General features: G+C 60.5%; 11 protein-coding genes, 1 tRNA gene and 3 pseudogenes. 7 read left to right on the top strand and 8 right to left on the bottom strand.

From position 1 onward, the window contains the following. The first annotated feature begins 15 nt into the window (after positions 1-15). Together serS and cysG are read left to right on the top strand one after the other, a co-directional pair. Entirely contained in the window at positions 16-1,296 is a 1,281-nt protein-coding gene (gene serS, locus ACYAR8_RS12895) for a serine--tRNA ligase (protein WP_074891984.1), read from the top strand. Continuing rightward, positions 1,297-2,691, top strand: coding sequence for a siroheme synthase CysG (gene cysG / locus ACYAR8_RS12890; protein ID WP_108122825.1), 1,395 nt, complete (start codon positions 1,297-1,299; stop codon positions 2,689-2,691). It abuts the gene before it with no gap. A 216-nt stretch (positions 2,692-2,907) separates the two neighbouring features. Here the strand turns inward: cysG and ACYAR8_RS12885 are convergent, their stop codons facing one another. From ACYAR8_RS12885 to ACYAR8_RS12855, 7 genes are all read right to left on the bottom strand, one after another. Further along, on the bottom strand, positions 2,908-3,909 hold the full coding sequence (locus tag ACYAR8_RS12885) for a glutathione S-transferase family protein (RefSeq protein WP_463580087.1): 1,002 nt from the start codon (positions 3,907-3,909) through the stop codon (positions 2,908-2,910). Between the two features lie 97 nt (positions 3,910-4,006). Beyond that, positions 4,007-5,008: a glycosyl transferase family protein gene (locus ACYAR8_RS12880; protein ID WP_463580086.1), complete on the bottom strand. Its 1,002-nt coding sequence runs from the start codon at positions 5,006-5,008 to the stop codon at positions 4,007-4,009. After that, positions 5,005-5,340, bottom strand: a complete 336-nt coding sequence (locus ACYAR8_RS12875) for a TusE/DsrC/DsvC family sulfur relay protein (RefSeq protein ID WP_463580102.1) — start codon at positions 5,338-5,340, stop codon at positions 5,005-5,007. The genes ACYAR8_RS12880 and ACYAR8_RS12875 overlap by 4 nt, the downstream gene beginning before the upstream one ends. Then, the gene (gene tusB, locus ACYAR8_RS12870; RefSeq protein ID WP_074891974.1) at positions 5,337-5,636 is read right to left on the bottom strand and encodes a sulfurtransferase complex subunit TusB; all 300 of its coding nucleotides are present in this window, start codon (positions 5,634-5,636) and stop codon (positions 5,337-5,339) included. The genes ACYAR8_RS12875 and tusB overlap by 4 nt, the downstream gene beginning before the upstream one ends. After that, positions 5,636-5,998 carry a sulfurtransferase complex subunit TusC gene (tusC, locus tag ACYAR8_RS12865; protein ID WP_074891971.1) on the bottom strand — a complete coding sequence of 121 codons (363 nt, stop codon included), beginning with the start codon at positions 5,996-5,998 and terminating at the stop codon, positions 5,636-5,638. The genes tusB and tusC overlap by 1 nt, the downstream gene beginning before the upstream one ends. Position 5,999: 1 nt before the next feature. After that, positions 6,000-6,392 carry a sulfurtransferase complex subunit TusD gene (gene tusD / locus ACYAR8_RS12860; RefSeq protein WP_463580085.1) on the bottom strand — a complete coding sequence of 131 codons (393 nt, stop codon included), beginning with the start codon at positions 6,390-6,392 and terminating at the stop codon, positions 6,000-6,002. A 114-nt stretch (positions 6,393-6,506) separates the two neighbouring features. Further along, positions 6,507-7,178: a Bax inhibitor-1/YccA family protein gene (locus tag ACYAR8_RS12855; RefSeq protein ID WP_265386493.1), complete on the bottom strand. Its 672-nt coding sequence runs from the start codon at positions 7,176-7,178 to the stop codon at positions 6,507-6,509. A 169-nt stretch (positions 7,179-7,347) separates the two neighbouring features. Here ACYAR8_RS12855 and ACYAR8_RS12850 point away from each other — a divergent pair. The 4 genes and pseudogenes from ACYAR8_RS12850 to ACYAR8_RS12835 all read left to right on the top strand — a co-directional run bounded on the left by ACYAR8_RS12850 (position 7,348) and on the right by ACYAR8_RS12835 (position 10,872). Continuing rightward, a tRNA-Ser gene (locus tag ACYAR8_RS12850) sits at positions 7,348-7,438 on the top strand. A 175-nt stretch (positions 7,439-7,613) separates the two neighbouring features. Beyond that, positions 7,614-8,849: pseudogene (locus tag ACYAR8_RS12845) on the top strand (methyl-accepting chemotaxis protein); the annotation flags it as partial. A 384-nt stretch (positions 8,850-9,233) separates the two neighbouring features. After that, positions 9,234-9,755: pseudogene (locus tag ACYAR8_RS12840) on the top strand (methyl-accepting chemotaxis protein); the annotation flags it as partial. Between the two features lie 232 nt (positions 9,756-9,987). Further along, on the top strand, positions 9,988-10,872 hold the full coding sequence (locus ACYAR8_RS12835) for an EamA family transporter (RefSeq protein ID WP_463580084.1): 885 nt from the start codon (positions 9,988-9,990) through the stop codon (positions 10,870-10,872). Between the two features lie 130 nt (positions 10,873-11,002). Here the strand turns inward: ACYAR8_RS12835 and ACYAR8_RS12830 are convergent, their stop codons facing one another. After that, positions 11,003-12,490 (bottom strand): SulP family inorganic anion transporter, encoded by a 1,488-nt coding sequence (locus ACYAR8_RS12830; protein WP_463580101.1) that lies wholly within the window; start codon positions 12,488-12,490, stop codon positions 11,003-11,005. A gap of 400 nt (positions 12,491-12,890) precedes the next feature. On the opposite strand from ACYAR8_RS12830, the pseudogene ACYAR8_RS12825 reads away from it, so the two are divergent. Continuing rightward, a pseudogene (locus ACYAR8_RS12825) lies at positions 12,891-13,037 on the top strand (hypothetical protein); the annotation flags it as partial. Between the last annotated feature and the right edge of the window lie 23 nt (positions 13,038-13,060).

The following is a 13,060-nucleotide window of genomic DNA, read 5'->3' as shown; positions in this document are numbered from 1 at the left end:
ATACGAGAGACCGATATGCTCGACTCCAAACTGTTACGTACCCAACTTCAGGACGTAGCGGATCGCCTGGCTTCCCGTGGCTTCACACTGGACGTGGCCCGCATCGAAGCGCTGGAAGCCCAGCGCAAGACGGTGCAGACCCGCACCGAACAGCTTCAGGCCGAGCGTAACGCCCGTTCCAAATCCATCGGTCAGGCCAAGCAGCGCGGTGAAGACATCGCGCCGCTGATGGCCGACATCGATCGCATGGCCGAAGAGCTGAGCACCGGCAAGAAAGAGCTGGATGCCATTCAGTCCGAGCTCGATGCCATGGCGCTGAGCATGCCGAACCTGCCCCACGAATCGGTCCCGGTGGGCGCTGACGAAGAACAGAACGTTGAAGTGCGCACCTGGGGCACGCCGGCGTCGTTTGACTTCGCGGTTCAGGACCACGTTGCGTTGGGCGAGAAGTTCGGCTGGCTGGACTTCGAAACCGCCGCCAAGCTGTCCGGTGCCCGTTTCGCCCTGTTGCGTGGCCCGATTGCGCGCCTGCACCGTGCGCTGGCGCAGTTCATGATCACGCTGCACATCAATGAGCATGGTTACGAAGAGACTTACACGCCGTATCTGGTCCAGGCGCCTGCGTTGCAGGGCACCGGCCAGCTGCCGAAATTCGAAGAAGACCTGTTCAAGATTTCCCGCGAAGGCGAAGCCGATCTGTACCTGATCCCCACCGCCGAAGTGTCGCTGACCAACATCGTCTCCGGCGAAATCCTCGATCCTAAACAGCTGCCATTGAAGTTCGTCGCCCACACCCCGTGCTTCCGCAGCGAAGCCGGCGCGTCGGGCCGCGATACCCGCGGCATGATCCGTCAGCACCAGTTCGACAAGGTCGAGATGGTGCAGATCGTCGAGCCGGAGAAATCCATGGAAGCGCTGGAGAGCCTGACCGGTCACGCCGAGCGCGTTCTGCAGTTGCTCGAATTGCCGTACCGCGTACTGGCGCTGTGCACCGGCGACATGGGTTTCAGTGCGGTCAAGACCTATGACCTGGAAGTGTGGATTCCGAGCCAGGACAAATACCGTGAAATCTCGTCGTGCTCCAACTGCGGCGATTTCCAGGCGCGTCGCATGCAGGCGCGCTGGCGCAACCCGGAAACCGGCAAGCCGGAACTGGTTCACACGCTCAACGGTTCGGGCCTCGCGGTTGGTCGCACGTTGGTGGCGGTGCTGGAAAACTACCAGCAGGCCGATGGCTCGATCCGCGTGCCGGAAGTCCTCAAGCCCTGGATGGGCGGCATCGAGGTGATCGGCTAAATGGAATTTCTGCCGCTGTTCCATAACCTTCGGGGCGCTCAAGTGCTGGTGGTCGGCGGCGGCGAGATTGCCCTGCGCAAGTCTCGCCTGCTGGCTGAGGCCGGGGCGGTGCTGCGCGTGGTTGCCCCCGAGATCGGAGCGGAAGTGCGCGAGCTGATCGAGCGCAGCGGCGGGGAACAGATTCTGCGCGGCTACACAGAGTCGGACCTCAACGGCTGCGTGCTGATCATCGCTGCCACCGACGACGAACCGCTCAATGCGCAGGTGTCTGCCGATGCACGCCAGCGCGGCGTGCCGGTCAACGTGGTGGATGCGCCTGCGCTGTGCAGCGTGATCTTCCCGGCGATCGTCGACCGGTCGCCGCTGGTGATTGCGGTGTCCAGCGGTGGCGATGCTCCGGTGCTGGCACGTCTGATCCGCGCCAAGCTGGAAACCTGGATTCCACCGACTTACGGGCATCTGGCCGGTTTGGCCGCACGCTTTCGTCATCAGGTGAAAGGACTGTTTCCCAACGTTCAGCAGCGTCGGGCGTTCTGGGAGGATGTATTCCAGGGGCCCATCGCTGACCGGCAGCTGGCCGGACAGGGCGCCGAAGCCGAGCGGTTGCTGCGAGCGAAGATCGACGGCGATGCGCCGCCCACGACCGGTGAGGTGTACCTCGTGGGCGCGGGGCCGGGCGATCCTGATCTGCTGACCTTTCGCGCACTGCGTCTGATGCAGCAGGCTGACGTGGTGCTTTACGACCGCTTGGTTGCACCGGCGATTCTTGACTTGTGCCGCCGCGACGCCGACCGGGTCTACGTTGGCAAGCAGCGCGCCGATCACGCTTTGCCTCAGGACCAGATCAACCAGCAGTTGGTGGACCTGGCCAAGCAGGGCAAACGCGTGGTGCGGCTCAAGGGCGGCGATCCGTTCATCTTCGGCCGTGGCGGTGAGGAAATCGAAGAGCTGGCGGCCCACGGTATTCCTTTCCAGGTCGTGCCTGGCATCACCGCAGCCAGTGGCTGTGCGGCGTATGCGGGGATTCCGCTGACCCACCGCGATCACGCGCAGTCCGTGCGTTTCGTGACGGGCCACCTGAAGAACGGCTCTACCGACTTGCCGTGGAAAGACCTGGTGTCGCCATCGCAAACCCTGGTGCTCTACATGGGCCTGATCGGACTGCCGGTCATTTGTGAGCAGTTGATCAAGCACGGTCGCTCTGCCGATACCCCGGCTGCGCTGATCCAGCAGGGCACCACCGTCAATCAGCGCGTCTTCACCGGCACGCTGGCCAATCTGCCGCAACTGGTCGCGGAGCATGAAGTTCATGCGCCGACGCTGGTTATTGTGGGGGAAGTGGTGAAACTGCGGGAGAAACTGGCGTGGTTCGAAGGCGCTCAGGCGACCGTCTGATCTCGCCCCAGTCTGTTGGCGGTAAGTAATCAATCGCGGTCGGACGCCAAACACGTACGTCCGCCGAGGGCCCACGTCGGGCGCAAAATCCGTAGGAGCCGGCTTGCTGGCGAACGCGGTGGATCAGCGCCACATCCGTAGCTGATCCTCCGCAATCGCGGGCAAGCGCGCTCCTACAGTGATTTTGCGGTGAATGATCGAGTGGCTTTCACGCCTTCAACCGTTCTGCAAGATCCCTTTCCCGCTCAAACGCCCGCGATCATGCTCGCCGCTGAAATCCTGCTGTGGCCCTTTTGGCACGACGCCGGTCGGGTTGATGGTGGCATGGCTGCCGTAGTAGTGATGCTTGATGTGTACAAAATCCACCGTCTCCGCCACACCCCGCAGCTGATACATTTCGCGCACCCAGTTGCTCAGGTTCGGGTAGTCGGCGATGGGCCGCAGGTTGCACTTGAAGTGCCCGTGATACACCGCGTCAAAGCGAATCAGCGTGGTAAACAGGCGCACGTCCGCTTCGGTCAGGTATTCACCCGCCAGGTAGCGTTTCTCGCCGAGCAGTGTTTCCAGCGCATCCAGCTCGGCAAACACTTCATCGAAGGCCTCTTCGTAAGCACCTTGTGACGTGGCGAATCCGGCGCGATAGACACCGTTGTTCACGGCCGGGTAAATACGGTCGTTCAGCCGGTCGATCTCGTTGCGCAGCGACTCTGGGTACAGATCCAGGTGATTGCCGGTCAGGTCATCGAATGCCGAGTTGAACATCCGGATGATTTCCGACGACTCATTGCTGACGATGCGATTCAGCTGCTTGTCCCACAGCACCGGCACGGTGACCCGACCGGTGTAATCGGCGGTGTCGGTGAGGTAGCGCTGGTACATGAAGGTATGGCCATCCAGCGCATCGCCGGTGGAGCCGGCCTGCTTGTCGAACGTCCAGCCGTTTTCGCGCATCAGCCAACTGACCACGGAAACGTCGATCAGACTTTCCAGCCCTTTGAGCTTACGGACGATCAGCGTGCGATGGGCCCACGGGCAGGCCAGCGAAACGTACAAATGGTAGCGACCGGCCTCCGCCTTGAAGCCGCCTTCACCGGATGGGCCGGGCTGACCATCGCAGGTTACCCAGTTCCGGCGCTTGGCCTGCTCGCGCTGAAAAGCGCCGTCTTTGCTGCTTTCGTACCACTGGTCTTGCCAGCGTCCTTCAACGAGAAGGCCCATGTCTGACTCCAAATTGAGCTGTACCGAAGTACGTTGGAGATCAGTCTAAAGGCAATCGTTCGAACGAATAACGCAAAGACTGGGCGGTAGCTATCGGCTAAATCGATCTGTTGCGGTTTGCCCAATACTGCTCCGCCTGGGCGAAGGCTTCAGCCCGCGTCAACCCGAGGCCCCGCAGTGCCAGCGCCATGGTTGCGATCAGCGCCAGTTGCGGGTAACTGTCCTCGATGTCGCCTTTCCAGATCGCGACCAGATGCTGCGGGTCCAAGGTCGCCGGCTTCACGTGGCGACGGTCCGACAATGCCGGCCATTCCTCATCCCACGGCTGGCCATCGGTGGTGCCGTACAAGTGGCTGATGGTGTCGGGATTGATCTCGACTTCACCACCGTCGCCCTTGATCACGATGGCGTGGTCGCCGAGCAGGCTGCTGGCGTCGCGGTGCACGCCCTGATACCCAGGATGGAAAATACTCTGCAGCCCGCAGCGGGCGCCCAGTGGATTGAGAATGCGCGCCAGCGAGTGGATCGGCGAGCGCAAACCCAGCGTGTTGCGCAGATCGATCATGCGCTGTAGCTGCGGCGCCCAGTCACCAAGGGGGAAGAACGCAATATTGTGTTGCTCCAGCGCTTCACCCACCGCCTGCCAGTTGCGGCACAGCGGAATCCCCAACAGGCCCAGCAACTGCTCGCTGTACAGGCGACCGGCGGTGTGAGCGCCGCCGCCGTGCATCAGTACGCGCACGCCATTCTGTGCGAGGCACTTGGCCGCCAGCAGGTACCACGGCAGATGGCGCTTTTTGCCGGCGTAGGTCGGCCAGTCGATATCGACCGTCAGTTCCGGCGCATGCAGACGCTCGCGCACTGCTTCGGTGAAGCCCGCGAGCTCATCCGGGCTCTCTTCCTTGTGTCGCAGCAGCATCAGGAAAGCGCCGAGCTGGGTGTCTTCGACTTTTTCATCGAGCACCATGCCCATGGCTTCCCGGGCTTCGGTGCGGGTCATGTTGCGCGCACCACGCTTGCCCTTGCCGAGAATACGAACGAAGGGCGCGAAGGGATGCTCGGCAGGGGTTTCGGTGACGAGGGAAGTGAAGTCGGTCATAGACAATTGGTCGGCTTTGGCAGGCCCGCCAGCTTGGCGGCAAGTTTGGCGGGAGTGCCGTTGAACAGACGATTCAGGTGCAAACTGTTGCCTTTGTCGGCGCCCAGTTTCAGCGCGGTGTACTTGACCAGCGGCCGTGTGGCCGGGGACAGCTGAAATTCTGCATAGAACGCCCGCAGCAATTCGAGGATTTCCCAGTGATCGGGCGTGAGGACGATGTCTGCCTCAACGGCCAGGGCTTCAGCGACTTCGCTGGACCAGTCGTGCAGGTCGTCGAGATAGCCGTCTTTGTCGAGCGCGATGCTGCGTCCGTCGACGATGAGCTGTTTCATAGCCACGTGTTGACCTTGTCGTAGTGCACCGAGAGCGCAACGAAGCCGGCGTAGTCGACGCCTTCGGCCCAGTCAGGCAGCGCGATGTGTCGAGCGGTGGCGTCTTCATCGAGCACGAACAGCTTCAGGCCGCCGGTTTTCGCGCTCAGTGTCTGGGCGGTGGCGGTGTCTGCGCGCAACGCATAGGTCGCGTCGCCGCACAAAAGGATTGCGTCTTCGCTGCCGAGCACGCGCAGGCAACTGCTCAGGCGTGAGTCGGTGAACGGGGAGTGAGAGAGTACGTGCAGGGTAGCCATCAGATCGTGATCACCTGGTCGTAACGGTCAATGAGCGCGGCGATTTGCGTGTCATCCAGCACCTCGAGTGGCTCGACACTCAACCCGGACGGCTGCATCCCTCGCTCATTCAGGCTGGTGCTGCAGGCGAACAGCTCTTCCACACCGAACATCGACAACGCCTGAAGGTTGGCGGTCAGGTCTTTCTGCTGCACCTGGCTGGCGTTCTGCGCCGTCGCCAACTGAAATACGCCGTCGTCCATGAACAGCATGGCCACCGGCAGATCGAACGCGCCGCCGGCCAGGGCAATGTCCAATGCCTCGCGGGCATCCGGACCTGACCAGGGCGCCTGACGGCTGATGATCAATAACGACTTCGCCACGTTACGGCCCTCCAAAGCAGATCAAGCGATCGGCCGCCTGGACCGCGTCATGCAACTGACCCAGCCCCGACAACTCCCAGGGTGCCGGCAGGTTCGCCGCAGGTCTTGAATAACGCTCAGCTTCCTCGGCATTCAACACACCCCGGCGCAGGGCCGCTGCAATGCAGACCACGCCGTCCAGCTGGTGGGTGGTGACGAAATCACGCCATTGCGCGGCGGTGTCCAACTCGTCCTGGGGCGACACCACATTGCCGGACGCGCTGTGCACGCCGTCCTGATAGAAGAACAGGCGCACGATTTCATGGCCCTGGGCCAACGCGGCTTTGGCGAACAGCAACGCCCGTCGGGAGGAGGGCGCGTGGGCGGGCGAATGCAGGGCGATGGCGAACTTCATGGGCGGCTCGGTGGGGCGCTGACGGGGAACATGGGCGCAATGATAAAGAATTCACGAACGCCGGACAGCAAAAAGCCCGCCGAAGCGGGCTTTTTGTTGAAGCGGGCAAACTGATCAGTCTTTGCTGCCCATGATGCCGAAGATCTGCAACAGGCTGATGAACAGGTTGTAGATCGACACATACAGGCTGATGGTCGCCATGATGTAGTTGCGCTCACCGCCCTGAATGATCGCGCTGGTCTGGAACAGAATGCAGACCGACGAGAACAGCACGAAGCCGGCGCTGATCGCCAGTTGCAGGCCGCTGATCTGGAAGAACATGCTGGCCACCACGGCGCCGAGCAATACGAAGAAGCCTGCGGTGATGAAGCCGCCGAGGAAGCTCATGTCCTTGCGCGTGATCAGCACATAGGCCGACAGACCACCGAAGACCAGTGCCGTCATCGCGAACGCGGAAGCAACGACTTCAGCGCCGCCCTGCATGCCGATATAACGGTTGAGGATCGGGCCGAGGATGAACCCCATGAAGCCCGTCAGCGCGAACGCCGAAACCAGACCCCACGCCGAGTCGCGCAATTTGTTGGTGAGGAAGAACAGACCGTAGAAGCCGATCAGCACAACGAAGACGTTCGGGTAACGCACGTGCATCTGTTGTGCAACGAACGCCATGACGCCGCTGAAGGCGAGGGTAAGGGCCAGAAGGCCGTAAGTGTTGCGCAGGACGCGGCTAACCTCTAGCTGCTCGACCTGCACGCGGTTGTTGACTGCGTAATCCTGTTCGCGCATGGCGCTACTCCTGGTGGTGAAAACGAAGGGTTTGAAACCTCAAGTTGCAAAGATCATAACAGAGGCGAGGCAGCGCGCTAGCCGGAGAGTTTGACAGCTTGTTTCATTACGGTATTATGGCGCCCGCAAAGCGCCGGAGGGGTGAAAAACCTTCGACGCCAAATGCTTCGGGGAATTGGCAGAGTGGTTGAATGCACCGGTCTTGAAAACCGGCGAACGTTAATAGCGTTTCTAGGGTTCGAATCCCTAGTTCCCCGCCAAACACAGTAAAAAGCCCTGCATATGCGGGGCTTTTTCGTTTCCGGGGTTTGGTGCGCGATGATGACTGCCGCTGGCCGCCGCCGTTCAAGACGTTGACGCAGGGGAGCCTTGAATTCAGGTAACGAACGGCTGCGCCGATATAAGTGGCACGTTCGACGCATCCAAGGCACACCCATGTTCAATCGCTTCTCTATTCAGTGGAAAATCACGCTGCTCGCAGCCCTTTGTCTGTTGTTCATCGTTACGCTGCTGGTCGGCGCTTCGCTGTATCAGTCGCGAAGCAGTGCCCGGATTGTCCAGGCTTCCAGCACCGCCATGCTCCAGGAGTCCGCGCAGAAACGCATGGCTGCTCGCGGCGAGACTCAAGCCCTGCGCATCCAGCGCTACTTTATGGACGTTTACCAGTACAGCGAAGGGTTTACCCGGCAAGTAAAAATGCTGATGGCCCAGGCACGGCAGCACAGCATCGACCCCAAATCCGTGCGTGCCGATCTCTCCTCACACATACACGACGCTCTCCAGGGCAACCCCAATCTGCTGGGACTGTATGTGGTCTTCGAGGCCAATGGTCTTGACGGGCAGGACGAGCAGTTTTTAAACCAGCCGACGTTAGGCAGTAATGAAAAGGGCCGCTTCGCCCTGTACTGGTCACAATCCAGTGACGGAACACTCGAAGCCGAGGCCATGAAGGAAAAACTACTCACTGACACCACCGTGATGAGCAATGGCTCTGCCTATAATTTTTGGTACACCTGCCCTGTTGCCAGCGGCAAAACCTGCGTACTCGATCCCTATGTAGATGAAGTGGACGACGTCAAAACGTTGATGACCAGCATTGCGGTTCCGCTTGTCGTAGATGGCAAGGTCGTGGGTGTTGTCGGGGCTGACATTAGTCTGGCCAGCCTTCAGGAGATCAGCAACAAGGCAAATGCCGAGCTGTACGACGGCCAAGGTCATATCAGCATTGTCAGTCCCATGGGCCTTTTTGCTGCCCATAGCGGCGATGCCTCTTTGCTGGGCAAACCGTTGAGCACGGGCTTTGGTGCCCAAGCTGCTGAGCTCGTTAGCCTGACCGCCAGCGGTCGCTCGCAGATGCTGCGTCAGGGGGCGCTGCTGCAGGTGCTGGAACCGCTGATACCCATTCCCGGCTCCAAGCCCTGGAGTGTGCTGCTCGAAGTGCCAGAAGAAATCCTGACCGCGCCGGCGAGAAAGCTTGAAGCGGAACTCGACAACCGTCGCTCCAGCGACAGCCGTATGGCGCTAGGCATGGGCTTGCTGGCCGTTATTGCCGGTCTGGTGCTGATGTGGCTGACCGCCCGCGGCGTCACTCGGCCCATTTTGAAAGTGGCGGATATGCTCAAGGACATCGCTACCGGAGAAGGGGACCTTACTCGCCGCCTGGATTACAAAAAGGACGACGAATTGGGCAAGCTGGTTGGCTGGTTCAACCGTTTCCTCGACAAGCTGCAGCCGATCATTGCCGACGTGAAGCTATCCGTCCTGGATGCACGTTCCACCGCTGACCAGTCGGCAGCTATCGCAAAACAAACGAGTGACGGAATGCAACAGCAGTTCCGTGAAGTGGATCAGGTGGCCACCGCTTTTCAGGAAATGAGCGCTACCGCCCATGATGTTGCTCACAATGCAGCGCAAGCAGCCGAAGCTGCCCGCAGTGCCGATGAAGCGACCCATGAAGGGCTCGCCGTCATTGACACCACCACCACGGCCATTGAATTGCTGGCGAACAAGATGACTGTGGCCATGGGTGAGGTGGAAGGTCTTTCCAACAGCAGCCAACAGATTGGCTCTGTACTGGAAGTGATCCGCTCGATTGCCGATCAGACAAACCTTCTGGCACTCAACGCGGCCATTGAAGCTGCCCGAGCCGGTGATGCCGGTCGAGGTTTTGCTGTGGTGGCTGACGAGGTCCGCAGCCTTGCCAAGCGCACCCAGGATTCGGTTGAAGAAATCCGCCAGGTGATTGAGGGCCTTCAAAGCGGCACGCGCGACGTCGTCGGTACCATGGGCACGAGCCATGAACAGGCGCAGAACAGCGTACGCCAAGTGGAGCTTGCGGTGAGTGCGCTCAAGCGCATCAGTGCAGCGGTAGGGATGATTACCGACATGAACCTGCAGATCGCCAGCGCCGCCGAAGAACAAAGTCTGGTGGCGGAAGAAATCAACAGTAACGTGGCTGCCATTCGCGACGTGACTGAAAGCATCTCCCGGCAGGCGGGCGAGTCAGCGCAGGTGAGCCAGATGCTCAATAAATTGGCCAACCACCAACAAGCATTGATGGGACAATTTAAAGTATAGGCGGCGGACATATCTCGGCTGGACGTCAAGCTCGGCGTTCCCTTCAGCTGAGGTCGTTGCCTGACGGCGCATTCGCTCAAAGGTCGGGGCTCAAGTGATAGTGGCTTGAGCCGTCGAGAGGATGCGTTTCCTTGCGTGCATGCCCGCCCGGTTGAACGCATCCGTGCGCTCCTGCACAATCGACCTGCCCCTATCCTCAGCAGCGCGCTGCAGTCCCCTCTTAAGGAACACCATGCCGTTTAAAGACCTTTGCCTGGCATTGCTGGTCATCATTGCGTGGGGTTTGAATTTCATCGTGATCAAATACGGGCTGGATGGCCTGCCGCCGATGTTGCTCGGCGCGCTGCGGTTCACGCTGGTCGCGATTCCTGCCGTGTTCTTTATCCGTCGTCCGCAGTTGCCCTGGTTCTGGCTGCTGGCGTACGGCGCGACCATTTCTTTCGGTCAGTTCGCCTTTCTGTTCGAGAGCATGGCCCATGGCATGCCACCGGGGCTGGCCTCCCTGCTGCTGCAGGCGCAGGCGTTCTTCACGCTGCTATTCGCGGCGATCTTCATCGGTGAGAAATTACGCGTGTACAGCGTGGCGGGCTTAATCATCGCGGCTGGCGGATTGACCCTTATCGGCATGGGCACGGGGGCTGCGACACCGCTGCTGGCGGTGTTGCTGGTGTTGTGCGCGGCGTCGATGTGGGCGTTGGGCAATATCATCACGCGCCGGTTCGGCAACGTCGATCTGGTTGCCCTGGTAGTCTGGGGTGCGATTGTTCCGCCGCTACCGTTTCTCGCGATGTCGCTGTGGCTGGAGGGGCCGGCGCTCATTGAGCATTCATTGCTCAACCTGAGTTGGCGCTCGGTGCTGTCGCTGGCTTACCTGGCCTTCGTCGCTACGCTTTTCGGCTACATCAGCTGGAGCAAGCTGCTGTCTCGCTACCCGGCAGGCAAGGTCGCGCCGTTTTCCCTGCTGGTGCCTGTGGTCGGCCTGAGCTCCTCGGCTTTGGTGTTGGGGGAAAGACTGAGCCTGCTGCAATGCGCAGGCGGGATGCTTGTCATGCTGGGTCTGACGGTCAATTTGCTGGGCCCCAAATTATTCGGTAGAGGGCGACGCGCGGTGGCTTGATGACGGTGACGCGGGATCACTTTCGCAAAACCACGCGTATCCATTGCAGCGCTGCGTCTCTGCGCAGCGCAAGCCGTTTGCCAAGCCTTCCCGGCGTCACGATTGTGTGGGTGTGACCACTGCGCTGCAGTCAGTGCCCCATTGGCGTCTCTAAACCGCCCGGTTTGTCATGAATGCCGAAACGATCCACAAGGGTTGCACTGGCCTGGTTCATCCCGATGACATCCACATGGACCCCCAGTCGACGAAGCTTGAGCACCACTTTGTCCAATGCCGCAACCGCCGTGATGTCCCAGAAATGGGCTTCGCGAAGGTCAACTACCAGCGTATCGAGGGGCTCCTTGAGATCAAAGGATCGGATAAACCTGTCCGCTGACCCGAAGAACACCTGGCCGGATACCTGATACGTGCGGTGAGGGTGCTCAGGATCACGGGTTGAGCTCACCTCTAGTTGATGGCCGATCTTGTTTGCGAAGAACATCGCCGCCAGCAATGTGCCCGCGACGACGCCGAAGGCCAGGTTGTCGGTGGCGACCACGACCACGACCGTCACCACCATGACGATGTTGGTTGAAAGCGGATACTTTTTGAGGTTGCGGATCGAGTCCCAGCTGAACGTGCTGATCGACACCATGATCATCACGGCCACCAGCGCCGCCATCGGGATTTTCGCAAGCCAGTCGCCGAGGAAGACCATCATCACCAGCAGCGATACCCCGGCGCTCAGCGTGGACAGTCGGGTGCGGCCGCCGGATTTCACGTTGATCATCGACTGCCCGATCATTGCGCAACCTGCCATGCCGCCTATCAGGCTGGACGCGATGTTCGCGATGCCTTGCCCCTTGCACTCTCGGTTCTTGTCGCTAGAGGTGTCAGTCAGGTCGTCGACGATGGTTGCGGTCATCATCGACTCCAGCAGCCCTACGACCGCCAGGGCGGCAGAGTAGGGCAAAACGATCAGCAGGGTGTCGAGGTTCAGCGGCACGTCCGGCCACAGAAATATCGGCAGGCTGTCAGGCAACGATCCCATGTCGCCTACGGTGTGTACGGTCAGTCCCATTGAGATTGAAATTGCGGTGAGTACGATAATGCACACCAGCGGCGAGGGGAGCAGCTTCCCCAGCACCGGCAGTCGGGGAAACAGGTAAATGATGGCCAGCCCGCCGGCCGTCAGGGCATAAACCGGCCAGGTCACTCCTGTGAGTTCCGGCAGTTGGGCCATGAAAATCAGGATCGCCAGCGCGTTCACGAACCCGGTCACGACGGAGCGGGAGACGAAACGCATCAGCTCACCCAGGCGCAGATAGCCGGCGATGATCTGAAGCACCCCGCACAGCAACGAAGCTGCCAGAAGGTATTGAAGGCCATGGTCCCTGACCAGATTGACCATGAGCAGCGCCATCGCTCCGGTCGCCGCCGACACCATCGCCGGTCGGCCGCCGACGAAGGCGATGACGGTGCAGATGCAGAAAGAGGCATACAGGCCGACCTTTGGGTCGACGCCTGCAATGATGGAGAAGGCGATCGCCTCGGGGATAAGGGCCAGCGCAACAACGAGTCCAGCGAGTACGTTCGCTCTGGCGTCGGACAGCCAAGCGGTTCTGATGTTTTCAAACATTAATTCACCCATGGCAGGCACGGCATGACGCACAGCGACGGGCGCCGGGCGATACACGTGTGTCTGTTTCATTGGAGTTGTGGATTAGCCGCGGACAGAAAGTCAGGCGCAGCAGGATTCGACCGCAGTCAGGTGGCGGTCAGGGTAAAGCGAGGGGGGCGTAGCGCTAAGGCGGCGTAGGCAGCCAGTTGGAACGGGGCAAGGTAGTACCTTTGATTATTCATCGTGGGACATGGGCATGATAATTGTGATCTTGCCGCCCGGTCCAGACTGAATTCGCCCGAGCCGACTGATGGACGTAACAGCAGTAAAACCAAATCGCGCGCTTTAACAAAACTCGGCGTCGGGCACCATCGCGCTGCAAGGCTTGAGCATCAACGCCGATTACGGCATTGCGGGTCAGGCGACCACGGAGAGTTCGGGCTCTTACACAACGGGTTCCATGAACACGGCAACCAAGCTGCCGCTGTCCATCCGCGAGACGCCGCAGTCGGTGAGTGTGATCACCCGCCAGCGCATGGACGATCAGGGCATGAACGACCTGAACTGACCACTCGCCATCTGCCACAT

Source organism: Pseudomonas sp. HP_01, from assembly GCF_055284355.1.
The sequence above is the reverse complement of the archived record's forward strand: the minus strand, read 5'-3'. Positions and strand labels throughout refer to the sequence as shown.